Annotated in this window: 18 protein-coding genes; 9 read left to right on the top strand and 9 right to left on the bottom strand. The window is 41.6% G+C overall.

Translation table 11 applies throughout. From position 1 onward, the window contains the following. Positions 1 to 170: 170 nt before the first annotated feature. The 4 genes from M1D52_RS01145 to M1D52_RS01130 form a co-directional block, all read right to left on the bottom strand. The gene (locus tag M1D52_RS01145) at positions 171 to 1019 is read right to left on the bottom strand and encodes a 4-hydroxy-3-methylbut-2-enyl diphosphate reductase (RefSeq protein WP_437394086.1); all 849 of its coding nucleotides are present in this window, start codon (positions 1017 to 1019) and stop codon (positions 171 to 173) included. Positions 1020 to 1199: 180 nt separating this feature from the next. Next, on the bottom strand, positions 1200 to 2633 hold the full coding sequence (gene dacB / locus M1D52_RS01140) for a D-alanyl-D-alanine carboxypeptidase/D-alanyl-D-alanine endopeptidase (protein WP_437394085.1): 1434 nt from the start codon (positions 2631 to 2633) through the stop codon (positions 1200 to 1202). 22 nt (positions 2634 to 2655) lie between these two features. Continuing rightward, on the bottom strand, positions 2656 to 3462 hold the full coding sequence (locus M1D52_RS01135; RefSeq protein ID WP_013664372.1) for an endonuclease/exonuclease/phosphatase family protein: 807 nt from the start codon (positions 3460 to 3462) through the stop codon (positions 2656 to 2658). An 87-nt stretch (positions 3463 to 3549) separates the two neighbouring features. Further along, positions 3550 to 4539 carry an aspartate-semialdehyde dehydrogenase gene (locus M1D52_RS01130; protein ID WP_013664373.1) on the bottom strand — a complete coding sequence of 330 codons (990 nt, stop codon included), beginning with the start codon at positions 4537 to 4539 and terminating at the stop codon, positions 3550 to 3552. A gap of 247 nt (positions 4540 to 4786) precedes the next feature. On the opposite strand from M1D52_RS01130, the gene M1D52_RS01125 reads away from it, so the two are divergent. From M1D52_RS01125 to M1D52_RS01105, 5 genes are all read left to right on the top strand, one after another. Continuing rightward, positions 4787 to 5695 carry a lamin tail domain-containing protein gene (locus tag M1D52_RS01125; RefSeq protein WP_437394084.1) on the top strand — a complete coding sequence of 303 codons (909 nt, stop codon included), beginning with the start codon at positions 4787 to 4789 and terminating at the stop codon, positions 5693 to 5695. A 222-nt stretch (positions 5696 to 5917) separates the two neighbouring features. After that, complete coding sequence (locus M1D52_RS01120) at positions 5918 to 6193, top strand: P-loop NTPase family protein (protein WP_309010443.1); 276 nt, start codon at positions 5918 to 5920, stop codon at positions 6191 to 6193. Positions 6194 to 6285: 92 nt separating this feature from the next. Continuing rightward, entirely contained in the window at positions 6286 to 7239 is a 954-nt protein-coding gene (locus tag M1D52_RS01115; protein ID WP_013664376.1) for an NAD-dependent epimerase/dehydratase family protein, read from the top strand. Positions 7240 to 7249: 10 nt separating this feature from the next. Further along, on the top strand, positions 7250 to 7975 hold the full coding sequence (locus M1D52_RS01110) for a YebC/PmpR family DNA-binding transcriptional regulator (RefSeq protein ID WP_013664377.1): 726 nt from the start codon (positions 7250 to 7252) through the stop codon (positions 7973 to 7975). Positions 7976 to 8084: 109 nt separating this feature from the next. Beyond that, positions 8085 to 9173, top strand: coding sequence for a hypothetical protein (locus M1D52_RS01105; protein WP_437394083.1), 1089 nt, complete (start codon positions 8085 to 8087; stop codon positions 9171 to 9173). A 5-nt stretch (positions 9174 to 9178) separates the two neighbouring features. Here the strand turns inward: M1D52_RS01105 and M1D52_RS01100 are convergent, their stop codons facing one another. After that, complete coding sequence (locus tag M1D52_RS01100; protein WP_013664379.1) at positions 9179 to 10315, bottom strand: dipeptidase; 1137 nt, start codon at positions 10313 to 10315, stop codon at positions 9179 to 9181. Between the two features lie 70 nt (positions 10316 to 10385). Between M1D52_RS01100 and M1D52_RS01095 the strand changes: the two genes are divergently transcribed. Beyond that, entirely contained in the window at positions 10386 to 13298 is a 2913-nt protein-coding gene (locus M1D52_RS01095; RefSeq protein ID WP_437394082.1) for a DEAD/DEAH box helicase, read from the top strand. A gap of 125 nt (positions 13299 to 13423) precedes the next feature. On the opposite strand, the gene M1D52_RS01090 is transcribed toward M1D52_RS01095, so the two are convergent. The 4 genes from M1D52_RS01090 to M1D52_RS01075 all read right to left on the bottom strand — a co-directional run bounded on the left by M1D52_RS01090 (position 13424) and on the right by M1D52_RS01075 (position 19837). Continuing rightward, positions 13424 to 15688, bottom strand: a complete 2265-nt coding sequence (locus M1D52_RS01090) for a family 20 glycosylhydrolase (protein ID WP_437394081.1) — start codon at positions 15686 to 15688, stop codon at positions 13424 to 13426. Positions 15689 to 16410: 722 nt separating this feature from the next. Further along, complete coding sequence (gene trmB / locus M1D52_RS01085; RefSeq protein WP_437394080.1) at positions 16411 to 17061, bottom strand: tRNA (guanosine(46)-N7)-methyltransferase TrmB; 651 nt, start codon at positions 17059 to 17061, stop codon at positions 16411 to 16413. Positions 17062 to 17136: 75 nt separating this feature from the next. After that, the gene (locus M1D52_RS01080) at positions 17137 to 18600 is read right to left on the bottom strand and encodes a M20/M25/M40 family metallo-hydrolase (protein WP_437394079.1); all 1464 of its coding nucleotides are present in this window, start codon (positions 18598 to 18600) and stop codon (positions 17137 to 17139) included. Positions 18601 to 18652: 52 nt separating this feature from the next. Then, positions 18653 to 19837, bottom strand: a complete 1185-nt coding sequence (locus M1D52_RS01075; RefSeq protein WP_437394078.1) for a class I SAM-dependent rRNA methyltransferase — start codon at positions 19835 to 19837, stop codon at positions 18653 to 18655. 201 nt (positions 19838 to 20038) lie between these two features. Here M1D52_RS01075 and M1D52_RS01070 point away from each other — a divergent pair, with 201 nt between their 5' ends. The 3 genes from M1D52_RS01070 (at position 20039) to M1D52_RS01060 (ending at position 22419) form a co-directional block, all read left to right on the top strand. Beyond that, positions 20039 to 20575, top strand: a complete 537-nt coding sequence (locus M1D52_RS01070; RefSeq protein ID WP_377609966.1) for an RNA polymerase sigma factor — start codon at positions 20039 to 20041, stop codon at positions 20573 to 20575. An 88-nt stretch (positions 20576 to 20663) separates the two neighbouring features. Continuing rightward, a complete protein-coding gene (locus tag M1D52_RS01065) occupies positions 20664 to 21209 on the top strand; it encodes a hypothetical protein (RefSeq protein WP_013664386.1) in 546 nt (181 codons plus the stop codon). Beyond that, positions 21196 to 22419 (top strand): hypothetical protein, encoded by a 1224-nt coding sequence (locus tag M1D52_RS01060; protein ID WP_437394077.1) that lies wholly within the window; start codon positions 21196 to 21198, stop codon positions 22417 to 22419. Before M1D52_RS01065 ends, M1D52_RS01060 begins: the two co-directional genes overlap by 14 nt. Positions 22420 to 22457 lie beyond the last annotated feature (38 nt).

Raw genomic sequence — 22457 nt, 5'->3', positions numbered from 1 at the left:
GTAAAGTAAAAGTCTGTCCTTGCAGACAAGTTAGACCTTTACGCCAAAACCTGTGCCATATTTTGCATCATTACTCCATCCCAAAATTACAAATTTGTATTCGCTTTGGTTTTAATCAAAAATGAATGTGAGCTTTATATGATAATGGGATACATGGAAAGATCGGACGATTAAAAACGCTCCAACTGTTCTTTCACTTTTTGCATTAACCACATAGGTGTTGATGTAGCCCCACAAACGCCAATAGTCTCATTTGGGCCAAACATAGAAGCATCCAGTTCTGCAGGATCAGAGATAAATATACTTTTTGGATTATTTCTTAGACAAACATCATAAAGGACCTTGCCATTAGACGATTTTCTGCCCGACACAAAAACAATTCTATTAAATTGTTTTGCAAACTTAGCCAGATCTTCATAACGATTGGATACTTGTCTGCAAATCGTATCATTTGCTTTCACTTCGTATCCCCGCTTTAACAGCTCATCTTTAATTTGATAAAATTTATCGGTACTTTTTGTCGTTTGGCTATATAAGGTAAACTTACCAGGCAACTCAAGCGCGTCAAGTTCTTCCAGATCTTGAAAAACGATTGCTTCATTATTTGTCTGACCTTGCAGGCCAATCACTTCTGCATGTCCATGTTTGCCGAAGATGAGAATGCGCTCTTTATCGTCGTAAGATGTCTTAATTCTGTTCTGCAATTTTAGCACCACGGGACAAGATGCATCAATCAAGGTTATATTATTCTCCAGAGCTATTTTATAGGTCTCAGGAGATTCTCCGTGCGCTCTGATTAAAACCTTTTCATTCCGGAGCTTAGGTAGATCTTCATGGGAAATGATGCGCAGCCCCTTGGCTTTTAGGCGGGATACTTCCTCATCATTATGAACAATATCCCCCAAACAATAGAGATATCCCTCCTCTTCCAAGATTTCCTCTGCCATGTCAATGGCATAAACCACTCCAAAGCAAAAGCCGGAATCCTTATCAATTGAAACGCGCAGCTGATAACTCATGATGATGCAAAGATAGCATTTTTTGGCTATAAGTTGTTTGTTAGTTGTTAGTTGTTAGTTGTTAGTTGTTAGTTGTTAGTTGTTAGTTGTTAGTTGTTAGTTGTTAGTAAAATTTACTTTTTACTTTTTACTTTTTACTTTTTACTTTTTACTTTTTACTTTTTACTTTTTAATTTCTAACTACTTCAATGCATTCAGTAATCTAAACATCTGCTGTCGCATATTATAAGCGGTACCTTCATAGTTGTTCACGAGCAAGCTAAACACAAGCTCGGTTCCATTAGATGCTTTTTGATATCCAGTGTACCCCAGTACACCGCCAATCGTACCGCTCTTCATCTTCATGCCATTATAAACAGGGATACTTTTATAATAGTCGCTAAACCAAGGTTCTCTTTTAATAGAGGTCAAAATTTTTGCCATGGCCATTGTTGTGACACGATTTTCGGGCGAGAGGCCACTACCATCAAATATTCTCATCGACCCTTTTTCCAATCCTAGTTTGTTAACCCAAAAGTCGCGCATTGTATCAGCCGCGTCGTCCGTGTCCAATACAGACCCTTTTTGTTGAGCGATCGTCTTTAGGAGTGCCTCACCATACAAATTGATACTTTTTTGATTGAACCAATAAACAAGATCTTTTAAGGTTGGAGATTGGTGGACAAACAATGTCCTACCTGCTGATGGCACTTCCTTTCCCGATAGCTTAAGCAATTTGCCACTAGTAGCAGGTTGTCGTACGCTTACACCTTGGCGTTCCAAATTCAACTGTAATCTTAGCGCTGCGTCGTAAGCGGCATCCGGAAGCGCGATCTGAATAGGCTTTTTTAAATCAATCCCGTAAGTACCCCGCAGATATATGAGCGATGAATAGGGTGCACTGTAGGGATAGACTTTATCTCCCGAACCGGGGCTACCCGTAGTAGATTCATTAACGATTTTTAAATACGATACATTAGGCACCGTCGACTGCAGGGTTGTGACAGCTCCTACCTGTCGGCCCGGGAGTATATGAACGTCCACTAAATTTTCTCGCCAATTTAACCCAGATATCCCCGCGCCATAATAACTTCCTAAATCCTGCCAAATCCATCGCGGACCAGCCTTTTGTCCTCCATATAACAAATCGTCACCGATAATACTACCGTTTATTTTCTTGATCCCTGCATTCACAATAGCATGAGTCCATTGTGTTAACAACAGGGATTCCTTTGTTTGCTCAAATCGGTCACTACCTAAAGAGGGGTCGCCACTTCCTTTAATAACTATATCGCCATTTAAGATACCATCTACAACCTGACCGGTATAGTACAATTCTGTTTGATACGTGTAATCTGCTCCCAACAGGTAAAACGCAGCAGCAGAAGTGATCGTCTTCAGGGTGGAGGCTGTAGCTAGCCCTGTATTTCCGTTCTTAGAAAAGATAACGGAACCGGTTTTAGCGTCTAATACGGTAAGTGATGCCGTTCCATACTTCAGGTTCGGATTACTTTCAAACTGTTGATAAGCGATATTTATTTTCTGTTCCAGGGATTGGGCATACGATTGAGTTGTCAATGAAAAAACGACCAAAATCAACCAAAATCGTATGCTTATAGCATTACTTAACACCATCTTTGCTTTAGTTATTTTCCGCTCAATAAGTCAATTCAACCATTACGGGGAGGTGATCGGAGGCATAAGGCTCTTTAATCACCTCGTGCCGTACCGACTGAAAGCGCTTTTTCGGTCTGAACATAATAAAATCAATTTCCCGATCGGGATTTACCTCAGGAATTGTAAAAGCAGCACTACCGCTAGTTTTACTCCTTGAAAAGTAGGTATCAAAATGATTAATTACGTCGGATTCCGGTTTTGCATTAAAATCGCCCCCTAAAATAACGGGTTGAGAATAGGTGCTCAATTTCTTAACGATGGCCTCTGCTTGCAACAGCCGGTTCTGCTCCTTTAGGTCTAGATGTGTGCTAGCAAACACAAGCGGTTTACCGGGCTTCGGCTCTACTGCTACAATGGCGAGTACGCGAGGTTCGCCATTACTTCCTTCAGCCATTGGTAATATTAAGCTATCCTTTTGTTGTATAGGCCACTTAGATAGTATGGCAACACCATAAGCACCCCCTTCGTAGTCGATGGCCTTTACAAAATGATGATGCATCCCTGTCAAGCTTCCCAATGCTGCCGCTTCGTTCAGGTTTTTACCCGATCGCCGGTTATTTACATCCACCTCCTGTAAAGCAACTAAATCCGGCTTATTTTGATTAATAACCGCTGCTATGGCCTCTAAATCGATAAGTCCTGGCTTTGACGGTGGGTTAGCATGATGAATATTATAGGTAATAATACGCAATGTATCCTTTTCATTGGCGGTTACAATTTCGGCTCCAAATATAAATTGAAGCAAACAGGTAATTGTAAAAAGGGTTCTCAAGAAGGCCTTGTTCATTGTTTTGTTTATTATGCTGACGCACCAAAAATAAAAAAGGAAGATGGCTTTCAAGCATCTTCCTTTTATTTTTATTTTCTATTGGCATTAAGCCAAGCCTTGCTTCACTAAATATTCGGCAATTTGGACGGCGTTGGTAGCAGCTCCTTTACGCAAGTTATCCGCCACAATCCACAAATTAAGTGTCTTTTCCTGGCTCTCATCCCTACGGATACGTCCAACAAACACTTCATCTTTTCCATGAGCGTCTTTTGGCATTGGATACTTCAAATTAGCCGGATCATCCACGACGATAACACCGGTTTGCTTTGCAAGTAGATCTCTTACCTCATTTAAATCAAAGTCGTTCTCAAATTCAATATTGACAGATTCAGAATGCCCTCCCATCACCGGGATGCGCACCGTAGTAGCGGTCACGCGGATATTATCATCCCCCATTATCTTATTCGTCTCCTTAATCATTTTCATCTCCTCTTTTGTGTAACCGTTATCTTGGAATACATCGATCTGAGGAATCACATTAAGGTCAATTTGATAAGGATAAGCCTTTTCTCCATCTTTGCCTGCTCGTTCATCGTTGAGCTGCTGTACCGCTTTCACCCCTGTTCCTGTTACCGATTGATAGGTGGAAACGACAACACGTTTTATTTTATATTTCTCATGAAGCGGTTTCAATACGACAACCATCTGAATGGTTGAGCAGTTTGGATTTGCTATAATTTTATCATCTGATGCGAGTACATGCGCGTTCACTTCCGGAACGACCAGTTTTTTTGTAGGGTCCATACGCCATGCAGATGAGTTATCAATTACAGTAATTCCTGCCGCAGCAAATTGAGGTGCATACGCCGTCGACGTTCCTCCGCCGGCAGAAAATAAAGCGATTTGCGGCTTCAAGTCTATTGCCTCGTCGGGTGTAACCACCTTATACTTCTTTCCCTTGAATTCAATTTCCTTACCCTTACTTTTTTCAGAGGCTACCGGAATCAATTCTGTTACTGGGAAATTGCGCTCTGCTAAAACTTTTAACATCTCCGAACCGACAAGCCCGGTAGCGCCAACGACTGCAATTTTCATTGTTTTGTTTTAAATTTTTGTTTTAATAGTAAATTTTAATGAATCATTATTTTTTAACCTTCAAACATACGAATTTTAAAGTTAAAAAGAGGAATGTTTTTAGCAATCAGCTTCTTCAAAGTTCATTTTTTCGAAAACACCTTGTTCAGTTCGTTCATTCTTCTTGCCAAGCGATTGAACGTTTGCCTGCCTCAACCAAGCTTTTTATCTTAGCTCATCTGAAATAAACCAAACCACAACCTGGATCATGAATAAGATCTGTCTTATATTAGCTTCATCCTTATTGTCTTTACTAACCGCGACACTACACGCTCAGGTAGAGCCACTTGATATATTGATCAATGAGATACTTCCCGATCCAAAAGCCAGTGGTGTGGAGTTTGTTGAAGTGTATAACCGGTCGGAAAAAACCATCGATTTAAAAAGCTTACAGATCGCTCGCGTTATTGACAAGGATAGTCTAATCAACGTCCGACCTCTTGCGACCAAAGAGACACCCTTTTACCCTAAACAATATATGGTACTAAGTAAAGATGGTAATATCGTTAAAGATCATTATTATACCGAAAACCCAACAGCTTTCATTGATATAGCGGCAATGCCTCAATTACCCAATACAGGCGGATCAATCGCAATTATAAGCGGTCAAACGATCATTGACCGACTCGACTATCATGAAGGCATGCACCATCCACTGGTAAAGAATCCGAAAGGAGTTTCTTTGGAAAGACAAAGTTTTGAGGAAGACACCAATAAACCGGGCAATTTCACTTCCGCAGCGGCTTCGGTGGGTTATGCTACACCGGGATACAGAAACTCACAGCAACGTACTGAGCGGCATGACGCTATCTGGCTTAGCTCAAAGACATTTTCACCTGACTATGACGGATTCGAAGATCTATTGCAAATCAATTATCGATTTCAGCAAAGCGGTAATATGGTGAATGTCTACCTATATAATGAACAGGGAATGCTGGTAAAAACCTTATACCGGAACCATTTACTTGGTACAAGTGGCACACTATTTTGGGATGGTGTTAGCGATACAGGTCAGCGACTCCCCGTGGGTATTTACCTCGTTTATGTAGAAGTTTACAACTCCGTTGATGGTATAAAAAAATATCGCATGAGTTGCGTATTGGCAACCAAATTTTAGGCAAACAATAGTTAACATATCAAAAGCGTAATCACCACACCTCACCAGAGAATTCGCCTTTAACCTGCTGATAAAGGTGTTTATATTAAAAGAACGTTTTTTTTATTCAACTTTTCTTGATAAAAGTTGAGCAAACCGAAGAACGTAGTGATGAGTTCATGAACTCATCTGAAAACAAACACATGTGAATAAATCAAGGCGGTGTAGGCTACCTTGCACCTGATGGCAAAGCATCACTGGCGCGTATTGGAGCCGTTTCACTTCCTCAATCCGCTTGGATACTGCCATATGAGCAGAGGAGCAAATGCTTTGCTGCTCGTTGCGTCGGTATCCTCCAAGGCCGTTTATCCGACACTCGGGGCCCAATGGCTGCCCGCAAAAGCTCTTCCTTCAGCTGAAATATCGCCTAGGAAGTTTGCGGCTTGCAGGTTGAAGCACCACCGTCGTAGCAAAGTTCCAAGCGATGAGTCTTTGGTTACTTTCTGCGGAAGAAAGTGACAAAAAAAACGTTCTTTTTTTAAAAAGCGATTTCCCTGCACACCTCACTACTCAGTTGCATATGAAAGGCAATTTATCTAAGTTTGTGGGCGATGGAAGAAAGCATTATCATTATCGGGTCTAACGGGCAAATCGGAACGGAATTAGCAACTGCTTTGCGATTAAAATATGGAGAAAAAAGTGTAGTAACATCAGATATAAGGCAACCTAATACCCCATCGCAGGGTCCTTTTGAAATTGTGAATGTTCTTGACAAAGAACTACTACAATCTCTATTCGAAAAGTACAAACCAACACAAGTTTATCTTTTGGCTGCTGTGTTGTCTGCTGTTGGTGAACAAAATCCCAAATTGGCCTGGGATTTAAATATGACCGGTCTACTGAATGTATTGGATCTCTCCGTAACATACCGCGTTGACAAAGTGTTCTGGCCAAGTTCCATCGCTGTTTTTGGACCCCATTCACCTAAAGAGGAAACTCCTCAATATTGCATCATGGATCCAAGTACGGTATATGGCCTCAGCAAACAGGCCGGTGAACGTTGGTGCGAGTATTATTTCAATAAATATGGCCTAGACGTTCGTAGCATCCGATATCCAGGTTTAATAAGCTGGAAGGCTGCTCCAGGCGGAGGCACTACGGATTATGCTATTCACATTTTTCATGAAGCTTTGAGTAAAGGAACCTATGAGTGCTTCCTCTCTGCCGAAACTCGCTTACCAATGCTTTATATGGAGGATGCAATCCAAGGTACACTTCAATTAATGGATGCACCTGCTGAAAATTTAACAATCCGAAGTAGTTATAATTTGACAGGCCTGAGTTTCACGCCGGCGGAATTAGCTGAAGCAATTAAAGTACATGTTCCCGAATTTTCCATTTCCTACTCGAATAATGATCCACGCCAGGCAATTGCAGATGGCTGGCCTTCTTCCATCAATGATGAATATGCTCGAAAAGATTGGGGCTGGAACCCACAATTTAATCTCACGGCAATGACAGAGGAGATGATAAAAAACCTAAAACAAAATTTAGAAACCACTTAATATACATTATATGGGAAGAGCATTTGAGTTTAGAAAAGAAAGAAAATTTAAACGCTGGGCCAAGATGGCGGTCCAATTTACACGCCTTGGAAAGGAAATCGCCATCGCTGTTAAAGAGAGCGGACCTCATCCGGAGTCCAACTCACGTCTTCGCACGGCTATACAGAACGCGAAGGCGGTCAACATGCCGAAAGATCGGATAGAAGCTGCGATCAAACGTGCATCTGAGAAAGACGCCAAAGGTTACGAAGAGCATGTTTATGAGGGCTATGGTCCACATGGAGTACCCATTTTAATCGAAACAGCCACTGACAATACCAATAGAACAGTGGCTAATATCAGAAGCTATTTCACTAAAGCAGGCGGTTCTTTAGGTAAAACGGGCTCACTTGACTTTATCTTTCAACGCAAGTCAATCTTCCGTTTTGCGGCGACAGAAGACCTGAATTTAGAAGAACTGGAATTGGAGTTAATCGATGGCGGCCTGGAGGAACTCTACGTCGAAGCAGACGAAGAAGGAAACGACATTGTGGTAGTACAAACGTCTTTCGAGGACTTCGGCAATATGCAAAAACTATTAGAAGAAAAGGGCATTGACGTAAAAAGTGCTAAATTAGAGCGCATTAACCTCTCTACAACTGAAGTTTCGGAAGAGGCTTCTGCAGAAGTGATGAAACTCATCGATAAGATTGAGGAAGACGACGACGTACAAGCGGTGTATCATAATATGGTTTAATTAGTAGTATCAAGATAAAAGACACCTGCCGGCAGGCAGGTAAGTAGCCAGAATGATACTTGGGTACTTGATACCCGATACTTGATATCTGATACTTAATACTAAAAGAATGACTTTCGAAGATTTCTTTATAAAAAAAAGGATAGACCTTCGCCAATTAGAGAAGGTGGAACCTCAATTGTATAGAGAGTTCAAAAGTCATTTTGAGCTAATGGGCGAAAAGAGCTTCGACCATACAAAGAAATTCTGGTTTAACCGCTTACGGAAAAGCTATCATCTCAAAGAAGAGGTTGGCCTATCTCAGGCGCCCATTAGCACTTCCTCTTTGGACGAAAACAAGGCCATTGCTGCAGCAGAATCCCCGCAAGCCGCGAAACCGACCGGCTTTAAACCGCGGTTTAAAGCAACTCCACCTACCGGAGAAGCAAAACCCGCTCCGAACCCCGAAACGGATACGGATAGTGCAAGCAAAGCGCCCACCGGTTTCAAGCCTAGATTTAAACCGGGACAGACCACGCGTTCCAAAGAAGACCATGCAGAAGATCAATCTGTAAAGGGTGAGGATACTCCTCCAACTGTAGCGCCAGCTACCGACCATGTCAATAAGCCGTCCGGTTTTAAACCCCGTTTTAAAGCTGGCGTAACAAATAAGGAAACGGCAACACCAAAAGAAGAACCGGCGCTGCCTAAGCAACTTGAAACAACAGGCAAAACAGAGGAACCTTCTGAAACACAGAAGACCGGTGAACCAAAAGACCTATCCAAACCCATGGGCTTCAAACCCAGGTTCAAAGCTGGCCTTACCGATAAAACAGCAGCCGAACACCTGCGGAAAGAACCTGACCACCCCTCAAACCAAGCAAGTAAGGTGGAGGGCGAGTCAAAAGATGCGAAAGATGTGTCCGACAAATCGGCTGCTAATGAACCGCCTACTATTTCGAAGCCTACGGGATTTAAGCCTAGATTCAAAGCCGGTATTACAAATAAAACGTCTACGGAAAAACCGCAACAAACATCCAATCCCCGTGCTGAGGAGGATAAAAAAAATATGGCTCCGGAAGCAAAAGCGGAGGTTCCTCATACAAATCCGAATACAGACCCCGAGCACAACGCCGCGAGCACTGAAGCTAAACCTTTAGGCTTTAAGCCTCGGTTTAAACCGGGACTCAAAAAGGGCGATACAGGAAACGACAAATAATATCGTCACTCTTGTGCGCGAAGTACACGCAGCACGTTGCCGCCCCATATTTTTTTAATCATTTCATCGGTGTAACCACATGCAATAAGTGCTTCGGTTAAATGAGGGTATTCACCTACATCCGCCAATCCTGCCGGGGTAGCGTCCATGCCATCAAAGTCTGCACCGATACCCACGTGGTCAATACCAGCCACTTGTACCAAATAATTGATATGATCCACAACGAGCGATAGCGGTGGTGCCAGTTGTTGCCTTACTTGAACAGGAAGCAGACGATATTTTTTATCTATACTTACCGGCAGGCTATCCGTCGAACTGATATGCTTTGCATATAGCAGACTTACATTCCGGCGAAAAGTTGGATCTAAAAAATCCGCATAAAAATTCACGCCGATAACCCCGCCATTTTTAGCAATAGCTTTGATCTGTTGATCCGTCAGGTTTCGGTAATGTGGGTTAATGGAATAAACATCGCTATGTGATACAAAAACCGGCTTATCCGTAATCTTCAGTACATCATAAAAAGTCTGTTCTCCTACATGCGACAAGTCAATTACCATGCCTAATTCGTTCATCCGCCTAACCACCTGCCTCCCAAAGTCTGTCAGCCCCCGACGCTTTCCTTTCCGCTCATCAGCTGCCGAAGAGGCCCACGCAGTACTATTATTCCATGTTAAGGTTAAATAGCGTACGCCCCTACGGTATAAGCTATCCAAATTGCTAAGCTGATTTTCAATCATATGTCCCCCTTCTACCCCGAGCATCGCTACTATTTTACCTTGTTGCACCCCTTTATAAATATCACCTACACTTTTAGCAAGGATTATTTGGTCTGTATTCCGTTCTATCAGTTCATTCAAAGCATCTATTTGCCTATTTGCATACTGAAAGGGCTTTAATTTTTTCCCGTCGCACCATACCGAGAAGAATTGTACATCAACACCCCCTTTCTTCAACCTTGGAAAGTCCGTATGACCTTTGGTCAATCGCTTTGTTATATCTTTTCCCGTGATAATTGATTCCGAAAGAACATCATTATGCAAATCAATCACGATTGCGTTTTTATGAAGGTCGTCTGCTTGCTGCCTGGCGGACAAGGAGGCAGCTAACAGTAAATAGAAAAAAAACAGAAAAAATTTCATGAGCAATAGGGCAATATTTCGCAATATATTATTAAAAACCTTATATTTAAAGCTTTTTTAACGACAGATAATGCTAAGAATAGATACGCAAAAACCATATAGTTTAGTTTATTCGTTATGTCAACATGAATTTTTGGGTTATTTAATTGAGCCGCACATTGTACAATTAAATCCAAATGGCGAATTTTCACTTACCTATCAGCGAATTTTTAGCAATACCGCTCGCGAGTATGCACCCGCACTCGAAGACAACGACTTAAAAATCATTAAACTGCTGGACGAGCTAGAGCAATCGGAACTCATCAAAAAGATGCATAAAAAAGCGATTCGCCCACGCGAATTCTTCAGCAAAATCTTCGACAAAAAATTATTTGATTATATCCGTCCAAAAATAGATAAAAAACTGGCAGCCATCTTACAGCTTATCCGCGATAAACCACTTTACCTAATGAGCAAAGAGGGATGGCCCGTAGAAGAAAAACTGACGATTGCTCCCGAGCCTGCTTCCGTACTGTTTCATTTTCGCAGAAATGCGGAAGAAACACGTTATTTCCCGACCATAAAGTATCAGGGACTGCGCATTGATTTTATGTACAAAAATGCGCAGATCATCAGCAATGAACCTGCTTGGCTATTATTAGAAGGAACGCTATATTCTTTTGAACAAGATTTAGACGGAAAAAAACTATCGCCTTTCCTAAATAAGCGTTATATCAGCATCCCCAGAAATACCGAGTATAATTACTTCGATCGATTTGTACGGTCGTTGATCACTAAGCACCACGTCTACGCGGAAGGCTTTGATATCAAAACCTATCAACATGAGGCATCTCCCTTGCTTAAAATTGTTAATACCACCAATGGCGATGCCTTTGCGCAATTGCAATTTAAATATGGCCCGTATACCTTTGATGCCGGTAGCGAACATAAGGTTACCGTTCGAATGGATTACAAAGAATCAGAAGATCTTTACACCTTCCATCGGGTAAAACGTTCCTTAAAATGGGAGGAAGACCATTTACAAGAACTTTTGAACTTGGGGTTATCAAAACCGGATCCGCTTTTCAACAACCTGAATATAAAAAAACATCCGGAACATATCGACGGCGCCACTAACACCCACTTATTGATCAACTGGATTAACGTAAACCACGACTTTTTGATTAATAAGGGTTATCAAATCGAGCAAAAAACAGAAAACCACCGGAAATATTTACTTGGTAATACCAAGATTGATCTGGAAGTAAAAGAAGAAAATGACTGGTTCGATGTTCATGCCATTGTTCGCTTTGGTCCATATGAAATTCCTTTTATTCAGTTGCGAGACCATATCCTGCATCAAAAGAGGGAGTTTATTTTACCTTCCGGAGAAATAGCGATTATTCCGGAAGCTTGGTTTGCTCAATTTAATAACCTGTTTTATTATTCCGCAAACAAAGGAAGCATTCAGCTTCAAAAACATCATATTGGCTTAATCAACGATCTAAGTGAAAGTAATATCCAAGGGCTTAGTATGGAGCGCAAGTTGCAGCGTCTTCAGGAATTTGAACAAATCGACGATATTGCACAACCACTCCATTTTAAAGGTTCATTGAGAAGTTATCAAAAAGCGGGATATAACTGGTTTCATTTTTTGAAAAACTATCATTTTGGGGGTTGCTTAGCCGATGATATGGGTTTAGGAAAAACGGTGCAAACCCTGGCATTGCTGCAAAAAGAGCGAGAAGAGTTACAAGAGAAAGGCATCCAAGGCACCTCGCTGATCATCATGCCGACCTCACTCATTTACAATTGGCAGAGTGAAGCCGAGAAATTTGCACCTGCATTAAATATATTAATTCATACGGGCACCAATAGGCCGAAAGTAAACGACCATTTTGGAAAATTTGATGTCGTTATTACTACCTATGGCATCGCTCGCGTCGATGAAGAATTATTACAGGGATTTTATTTTCATTATATTATTTTGGATGAAAGCCAGAACATCAAAAATCCAAGTTCCAAGTCCTTTAAAGCAGTAAAAGAACTAAGAAGCAAATATCGATTAACGCTCAGTGGTACACCGGTTGAGAATTCGGTGGGCGATCTCTGGTCGCAAATGTCTTTTTTAAACCCAGGATTATTAGGCAGTCATGCTCATTTCCAGTCCGACTTTGTAATTCCGATTGAGAAGAAAAAGGATGAAGAAAAGGCGCGCAAGCTCCAAGCGATTATCAAGCCCTTTGTGTTAAGGAGAACAAAAGATCAGGTAGCGCAAGAGCTTCCTCCAAAGTCTGAGCAGATCTTTTATTGCAAAATGAGCGATGAACAGGCCGAGTATTACGAAAAGATTAAATCGGAGTATCGCAACGTTCTGCTAGAGCAATCGCTCGACGAATTAATGGTTAAATCACAGATTCAAGTACTGCAGGGCTTAACAAAACTTCGCCAACTGGCAAATCATCCGCGCATGGTGGACGAGGATTATGAGGGAGAATCGGGCAAATTCGAGAACGTGGTGCACACGCTGGACAGCGTCTTATCAAGAGGACATAAAGTGCTTATATTTTCACAGTTTGTAAAACAACTGGAAATTTTCCGCCGGCATTTTGATAAGAAAAAAATCAGGTATGCTTACTTAGACGGCTCAACAAGAAACCGAGAAGATGTGGTTAATGACTTTAGAAATAACGAGGAAGTTAAGCTTTTCCTAATTTCCATTAAAGCGGGAGGTGTTGGATTAAATCTTATAGAAGCAGATTATGTATTTATTCTTGACCCTTGGTGGAATCCGGCTGTAGAACAACAAGCTATCGACCGGTCGCATCGTATAGGACAAACGAAAAACGTGTTCATTTATAAGTTTATCACAAAAGATAGTGTAGAAGAAAAAATTCTGGCTTTACAAGATCGCAAAAAGACGATAGCCAATCAACTAATAACAACCGAAGAGAGCTTTGTAAAATCGCTAACTGCAGATGATATTAAAGAGTTATTAAGTTAGTTGCATTCCCCCCCTATCGCAGACAGATACAACCACAACCAAGCGGGGTTTATAGCTTATGCCTCTAGACCTTTTACCTTACGCCATTGCACCAATGGTGCCATATAAGACCTTTCAGTCCTAGCTCAATAAACCACAATTTCATCTGTAAACAGAAATCCTTTCATATTATTTTGGCCTACAATACGAATGTAACGCGCAAGTCGACCCTCCAGATCGAAACTGAACGTCTTAAATCGTAAAGACGGATCGGTCGTCGGCACATCGTTATCGATTTTTTCCATTTCACGGAAATGCTTACCATCATCAGAGGCTAATATTTTCACACTGCCCGGTATATAAACCCCTGGCCCTGCAAGCTGCATGAACCGCAACTTTATCTCATGTAGTTCTTCGCGTCGTTCAAAATCAAGTGTCACATCAAAATCATCTAAAAATCCCTGCCATTCACCGTCACCGTAGCTTAGACCACCGTATTGCCCATTTAATAAACTACTATCCAGCTTTGCCGGATACTTGTCATTCCATTGATTATTGTAAACGATTTTTTTACCAATTCCCTTATGGATATCAACTGTAAAATCCTCCACCTTACCAAAACGGACAGAATCTTTAAAAACAGCTGCCTTAATAGTCGTTGTGTTTACGAGCGACAAGGAGTCAATGTATAACGTAGAAGCCATTGTTGGCTCGCTTCCGTCTGTCGTATATCTTATTTCAGGACTATATTGCTCAGAAGAAATTGTTACCGTTGCCTTTTTCTTATTGATGTCATATTTACTCGCAATGGAAACATCATAAGAAGGTCGATAGTAGTTGACATGCAAGCGTTGCAAAAGCAAATAATGTTTTTGCAAACGCTTTTTAAAGTCTTGCCAAACCCGTTTATCAGCAGGTGTCCATCCAACTTCTGCCAACGCTATAGCTCTTGGAAAAACCATATATTCAACTTGCTCCTGCGTTGGCATGTATTCTGTCCAGACATTTGCCTGTACCCCTAAAATATGTTTTTGTTGATCGGCCACAATTTCAGCCGGAATGGGATGATAAGAATACACCTTCTCTAAAGGTAAGAAACCACCCATGGCCTCCGGCTGACCAATTGGATTACTTTGGTAAGAGTCGAAATATAGATAAGCGCCGGGCGTCATAATCATATCGTGCCCCGCGTTTGCCGCCTCAATCCCACCTTGCTCTCCCCGCCAGCTCATGACAGTCGCTTCCGTGGGCAAGCCCCCCTCCAATATTTCGTCCCATCCAATGAGTTTTCTCCCCTTGTCTTTCAAATACGCTTCAACCCGCTTGATCGCATAACTTTGCAGGCCTTCTTCATTTTGAAGATTATCGCTCTTTATCCGTTCTTGGCATTTGGGACAGTTTTTCCAAGCTTTCTTGTCTGCTTCATCTCCCCCAATATGGATATACGTAGAAGGAAATATATCCATCACTTCATCTAACACATTAGTAATAAAAGAAAAGGTCTCCTCATTGCCGATACAAAACTCCGCATTTCTATAAGCCTCACCTGAGCAGGAGAGCTGCGGAAAAGTTGCCAAAACCTCTTCACTATGCCCGGGCATCTCAATTTCGGGAATTACGGTAATGCCCTTTTCAGCTGCATAGGCTACAAAATCACGCGCTTCCTCTTGCGTGTAGTACCCACCGGAAGCATTAGGATTTCCCACTTCCAAGTATCTTCGTCCTGAATTCCACCAATCCTTCCAACGAGGATAATTTCTCCACGCCGCCTTTTGCGTCAGTTGAGGATATCTTTTTATTTCCAGACGCCATCCCGCCCCATCCGTTAAATGCCAATGAAAGGTGTTTAACTTATATAGGGCCATCAGATCAATCATTCGCTTCAAAAAAGAAATCGGGTAAAAATGTCGAGACACGTCAAGCATTAATCCCCGATAAGCAAAAGCAGGTTCGTCTTGTATGGAAACAGCCGGTAGCAAGCGTTCGTTTGATTGCGTATAAGCAATTTGGGTGAGTGTCGCTAAAGCGTGTATTACCCCTTGACGATCATGGGCTATGATCGTTATCTTTCCTGTGTCTACCTCCAATTGATAAGCGCGTTGGGGCAGGCGATCCTCGGCTTCGGCTTTAAGCAAAAAAATACCGCTTTCGGGCATCTTTTTCCTGGATTTCAGCTTATGAGGCGTTTCAAAATGGATATAGGGATGGGTTCGGAGCAATTCAACTTCTTCTGTAAAATCTTGACTTACGTAGACCTCCGCTAATTCCGGGTATTGAAAGTATCCGGGCTTTTCTTGTAAAAATGTTGGTGCTGGTATAATAGAAAGGCTATCTTGAGCAAAGAGTATCGTTGGGCAAAGGCAAAGAAAAACCCATAGAGATAGCCCGGTAGAGAACTTCTTCTTTTCCATTTGTTTCTTATAAGATCTGACTTTGCAAACATAGGCAAATTAACGCTTATATACAATGTACCATTGTGTCGCAATGTGAACCTTTGTTGCATCCTTTTTCAATTCCTATAACTATTTTAAATGACTGTCGAATATAACACCTAAAAATAACAGGATTCGCTTTTAAAAAAGAACGTTTTTTTATTCAACTTTTCTTGATAAAAGTTGAGCAAACCGAAGAACGTAGTGATGAGTTCATGAACTCATCTGAAAACAAACACATGTGAATAAATCAAGGCGGTGTAGGCTACCTTGCACCTGATTGCAAAGCATCACTGGCGCGTATTGGAGCCGTTTCACTTCCTCAATCCGCTTGGATACTGCCATATGAGCAGAGGAGTAAATGCTTTGCTGCTCGTTGCGTCGGTATCCTCCAAGGCCGTTTATCCGACACTCGGGGCCCCTATGGCTGCCCCCAAAAGCTCTTCGTTCAGCTGAAATATCGCCTAGGAAGTTTGCGGCTTGCAGGTTGAGGCACTACCATCGTAGCAAAGTTCCAAGCGATGAGTCTTTGGTTACTTTCTGCGGAAGAAAGTGACAAAAAAAAACGTTCTTATAATCTAAACACTTTTATCAGTAGGTTAAAGGCGAAATCGACCGATGGAATTTCACTGAGGTAATCCCTGTTTAGGGAGGAAGCTGATAGTATATTGTAAAATTTGACCCTTACAGTGATATTAGCATTAATTAAAAGAAAATTTCAAGTAGTTGATGTTCTTATTGTCAGCTAGGTATTTTTTCTCGTAATAAGTTTTGATAGTAAGCGTCTCGTTTACAAACTCGGAATGATATAAATCTTCGGTTTTACAGTGCACTTTTAATCCCAGCTCTTCTATTTTGGAGAATGTGTAGGCATGCAAACCATCGTTATCCGTTTTAAGATTGACATAGCCGCCTTCTTTTAATACCCAATGATAGCGTTCTAAGAACTTATCGGATGTCAACCGCTTTTTTTCACGGCTAATTTGAGGTTGTGGATCCGGAAACGTTATCCAGATTTCGTCTACTTCCCCTTTTTCAAAAAAATCCAGGAGCGTCTCAATTTGTATTCTTAAAAAGGCCACATTTGAAATGTTATCTTCCAATGCCGTTTTTGCCCCCCGCCATATGCGATTTCCCTTGTAGTCTACTCCAATAAAGTTCTTTTCTGGAAAAAGTCTTGCCAGGTTTACAGCATACTCCCCTTTGCCACAGGCAAGCTCCAAGACAATTGGGTTATTATTACCAAAATGTTTCTCAGCCCATTGCCCCTTCATCACCTTTCCTTCCTCTAACTGTAGGACATTATCAAACGTAGCGATCTCAGCAAACTTTCTTAATTTATCTTTTCCCATTGCGGCTGCAAACTTAGATAAAAAGTTTTATACGAAAAATAGTTGTGAGTTGCCGGTTGTGAGATGTACTTAAAACTATTCAAGCCATCGCCAATCCCCGGAAATACGCAAAGGTTCTTCCAGTTTGTTCTCGATCATGAGTGCCTTTACTTCCTCATCGGAAAGGCGTTTAGTATCAATCACCGGTGCCTCCGCAATGCCATAAGCCAGCATCGCACCGAAACGAACTGTATTAATAAGCCCCGGTTTATCCACTAAGTTTATATGATCGCAATCCGCATGATAACAGTTTAATACATCCTTGCTAAGATACGTATCACCACCGCCGCCGGTAGGCACCCCTTGCAGCATAAACGGCTGATGATCACTATGCAAACCTGCTCTACCCTCAAAATTATTTTTGAATGTTGTATCAATGGCTTGCACTTGCTTTCCGATGGCCTCAAACAACGTTCTGCTACTTTCCAGACTGGATTGAAAACTCTTTGGGTTATTGGTCATGTCATAATTCAGCATATAACGAATGTGTTCGATACTTTTATCCCGTATCGCTTGCTCTACATAAGCTTTAGATCCAAGTAAGCCTTCCTCCTCACCCATGAAAAGCACAAATTCGATGGTTCGTCGTGGTTTTACGTTTAGTTTCTTCAAGGTACGGGCCATATCGATTACTGCAAACGCACCTATTCCATTATCAATGGCCCCCGTAGCCAGGTCCCAGCTATCTAAATGTCCACCAACCACAACCTTTTCTTTGGGTAATTCCACCCCTTTAATACGCGCAATAACGTTACGTGCCGTGACGGGGCCTGCATAATTAGTCATCACGATGGAAGCATTAAGTCGCCCTTTGTTTTTCAACGAATCCTTTAATGCCAAGCCCTCTTCCAAGCCTATACAAACAGCCGGAATAGGAATGAGCTTTCCAGTCACCGAGGCGGTTCCCGTAAGTAATACGCCTCCCGGAACTGTGTTATAAAGGATGATACCTTTTGCCCCGTATTTAATGGCAAGGGCCGTTTTCTCTGATCGATGTAAGTTTTTCGCAAGTGGGTTGGCGTCCGGCAAAACGCCCAAATAAGCTAGTACAATCTTCCCTTTTGCTTTATCCGGGTCAACTAGATAATCTCCCTCGAGGCCACTGCCCATATCAACGATTTCTGCATGCAAGCTCGCGTTCGTAGGAGCATGCGCAAGGGATACCGCTTTGATTTCTCTTTCCCCAGCATTACCGGTTACTTTTAAAGAAAGCGCGCCCCTGCTCCAGCCTTCTGCTTTAAACGTTTGAAAGGATACCTCGTCGAAACCGTAAGACTTGAAGAGATCATATGCAAATTGCTCAGCCTTGGCACCGTTCTCCGAACCGGTTAGGCGATGCCCTATACGAAGGGTAGATGTTTCCAGATTATGATAAGCCTCCGAGTGCTGAAGTACTTCTTCATTGATCATTTGAAAAATCGGCTTCAAACTCTCATTAGATTGACAAAAGCCTTCAAAAACAAAAAAGAAAAGAACAAAAGATAGTAAATAGATACGCATGTGTCAAAAAATAATCAATAATACCAGTAAATTCACTCCATAAGTACATCCATTAAAGCACGCGGCAAAGTAGTCCCTTTAGATATTCACCCTCCGGAAAGGACGCTCTGATAGGATGATCTTCCGGTTGGTTGAACTGATCAATAAACTGAATCTCTTTGCCGGCGTCCAAGGCAGCCCAAGCCAGTACCTGCTTAAAGGTGTCAATGTCCATCGCTCCCGAGCAGGAGAAGGTTGCCAGCAAACCACCACTGGATAATAACAATAAGCCCAACCTATTCAATTCTTTATAAGCACGGGAAGCCTTTTCTAAACTGCTCCTGGAAGGGGCATACTTGGGCGGGTCTAAAATCACCAGATCAAACTTTTCGCCCTGCTCTTTAAATGCCTTTAGCTGCTTGTTTACATCACTTTGAATGGCCTTGTGCTTCGACTTGTCGAACGCATTCTCGCTAATATTTTGGATCAAGGTCTCGATAGCCAAAGCCGAGCTGTCCACACTAAACACTTGGGACGCACCCATTTTTAAGGCGTTTAAGCTAAATCCGCCTGAATAGCAAAAACAGTCCAATACCTTTTTGTCAGGAGCATGTTGGGCTACAATTAACCGGTTGGTCCGTTGATCACAATAAAAGCCAGACTTTTGGCCTTCTGCAATGTTCACTTTATAATGTATTCCATTTTCAATAATGTCAACAAAGACAGGCGGGTGTTGGCCGAAAAGAACACCCCCTTGTGCCTCCAAACCGTCATGTGCCCTCGCCGCTCCATCTTCGCGTTGGTAAATTCCTTTTGGATTAAGCAGCTTCTGCAATTCATCCACGACGATCGATTTAACGCGTTCGATACCGCTAGTTAATATTTGTAAAGATATGAAATCGCCAAAACGATCTGCTATCAATCCAGGTAGAAAATCAGCCTCGCTAAAAATCAACCGGGCTGTATTTGTCTGTTCATTAAAGATACCATTTCTCGCCTTTACAGCCTTTTGGATTCGCTCTCTCCACCAATTTTCATTTACTTCTTTTGCAGGATCCCATTCCAAAAGACGTATTGCCACGCGCGACTCACCGTTGTAATAACCATAGGCAATAAATTCACGATCATCGTTATAAACGCTTACCAGATCACCATTTGCAGGCTTTCCAACTATCCTCGCGATGGCACCGGAGAAGATCCACGGATGTAATTGCCAAGCTGCTTTATCCTTACCCTTTTTTAATATGATTTCTGTCATTTACTCGCTTACACTATATTTTCCGTGATTTAAGAAATTAAGCCAAACATAGATAAAAAGGATGGTATTCTCGAAAATTGATGCGATAAAAAGCGGTAGGCGGTCAACTACTTCCCTACTTAACTCACTAAAAAAAATAAACAACGTGCAACATCTATAAACCTATTGCGTCTATTAGGCAAAGAACAATAAACAATTACATTGGAAGTCAGCTATAGCGACCCGCATGAAGATTTGATTGCCGACTGTAAGAAAGGTAATCGGCAAGCTCAGTTTAAGTTGTACAAGCTTTATTCAAAAGCTATGTATAATACGGCTTTGCGTATTGTAATCGATGCGGACGAAGCGGCCGACGTACTACAGGATGCATTTATTGACGCTTTCAAGCGATTGGACAGCTTTAGACAAGAAAGCACCTTCGGCTTATGGATGAAACAGATTGTTGTTAATAAATCGCTTTCCGCACTAAGAAAGAGAACCGTTGTTTTCGAATCCATCAGTGATATAGACGATGTGGCGGACGAAGAAATAGAAGAGAACAACTACAGCTTTCAAGTAGAACAAGTAAAAGAAGCAATCAATCAACTGGCAGATGGCTATCGCGTGGTATTAAGCCTTTATTTACTGGAAGGTTACGACCACGAGGAGATAGCACATATACTTAAAATAAGCGAGAACACATCTCGTACGCAATTTTTAAGAGCAAAAAGAAAACTATTGGAGATACTCAAGAATTAAAATAATATAGTATCATCAAAAATGTGGGTTTGGAAAATTAATAGAAGCCGCTCTTTAGCCAAAAGAAGCTTCGTAAAAAATGTTAGGTATGGGAAATATTGAGAAATTCATTTCTGAAAACAGGAAAGCGTTTGATAATGAATTACCACCTGATCGGATTTGGGAGAACATAACAGCTGTTTTCGAGGGGGAAGATTTGCTAAAAAAGCGCGAGAGATCCTTACGTCTTAGAACCATTATATCGATGGCCGCCATGTTTGTATTAGTATGCAGTGCTGCATTTTTGCTTTACAAAGCACGCACATCGAATCGTCTGGATTATAGTCAAATCGACCCTATATTGGCGAAACAGCAAGTAGAATACGCATCCTTAATTAGTGAAAAAAGGGATGCTTTATCAAATATGGCTACGAAAAACCCGCAGCTATATCAAGAATTCACCCAAGTTATTGATAAGATGCAGCGGAACTATAAACAGCTTAAAACCGAACTGGATCAAAGTCCGAATAAAGAGCTTACTTTAGAAGCCATGATCAATAACCTTAAGATGCAAATTGAGGTGCTCAATCAGCAATTGGAAATTTTGAATTATATCCATCAACAAGAAAATAAATCTTCTCATGAACAGGTATAAGATTTCTGTGTATATCATTGCCTTGCTTGTATCAAGTCAGTTTAAACTGATGGCACAAAATAATGACGAGGAAAATAAGCTAGCTCGCCGCTTGGAAGCCACAGGCGAGAAGATCGAACGGATGACAACTGAACTAGTGAAAGGTCTGAAGGAAATCGATACAGAAGGAATTGTTCAGCAAGCGGAACGGATCGCTAGCTTTTCGGAAGAACAGGCTAATAAAATCGCAGGAAAAATAGAAGGTATCGACTGGGAACAGGAGGGATTACTAATCGACCAAGAAAATGCAACTCTCACAAATGGAGTGGAGCAAAGCAAAACGATACAAAAAGTTTATATCATCTCCAAAAACACCCCACTTAGCATTAATAACCGCTATGGAAAGGTTGAAGTAAAAACTTGGACAAAGAACGAAATTAAAGTCGACATAACGATTAGAGCCATAGACGCCTCCGGAAGTAGAGCCGAAGAAATTATCAACAGTGTATCCATATCGGAGACTAAATCACCGAACAATATTTCACTTAGCACGCAGATTAATAAAGGGAAATCCAGTTGGTGGAATAACATAATCAGCGGGAACAATAAAGGGGTACAGATTAACTACCTTATTTCTTTACCGAAGGACAATTCGCTCGCCATCAACAATAAATACGGAACAGTTGTGCTACCTGATTTAGCGGGCGATGTGGACTTAGACGTGTCCTACGGCAGCTTAAATGCCGGCAGATTGTCAGGTAATAATATTCGCGTCCATTCCAGTTACGGTTCAGCTAAAATTCTTTCCGTGAAAGATGCAATGATGGATTTCAAATATGGCAGCATGGATTTAGGTGAAGCCAATAATATACAATTAAATATCGGCTACTGCGGAGGTAGTCAAATTGGCACGCTCATCAGCTCAGGAAACGTTGACATTAAGTACTCGGGCGGTTTTAAGATCGGATTAGATAAAAGCATCCAAAAGCTCAATCTGGACGCAGCCTACTCTTCTAGCACCATCCGTATTGATCCGGCAGCCCATTTTTCCTATCAAGTAGACGTTAGTTATGGCGGATTTGACAAGGGTGATGCGGTTGTTACCAAAGAAGAACCCGATCCAAGTGAACGAGGCCCCAAACTCCATAAAACATATAATGGCTACTTTGGTAAGAGTTCGTCCAATCAGGTACGCATTGATTCCAAATATGGTTCAATAACGTTTAAATAGAGGCTATAAGCTTTAAGCGATAGGCATTAAGCATTCGA

This window comes from Olivibacter sp. SA151 (genome assembly GCF_054130995.1).
This window is presented reverse-complemented; position numbering and strand designations above follow the sequence as displayed.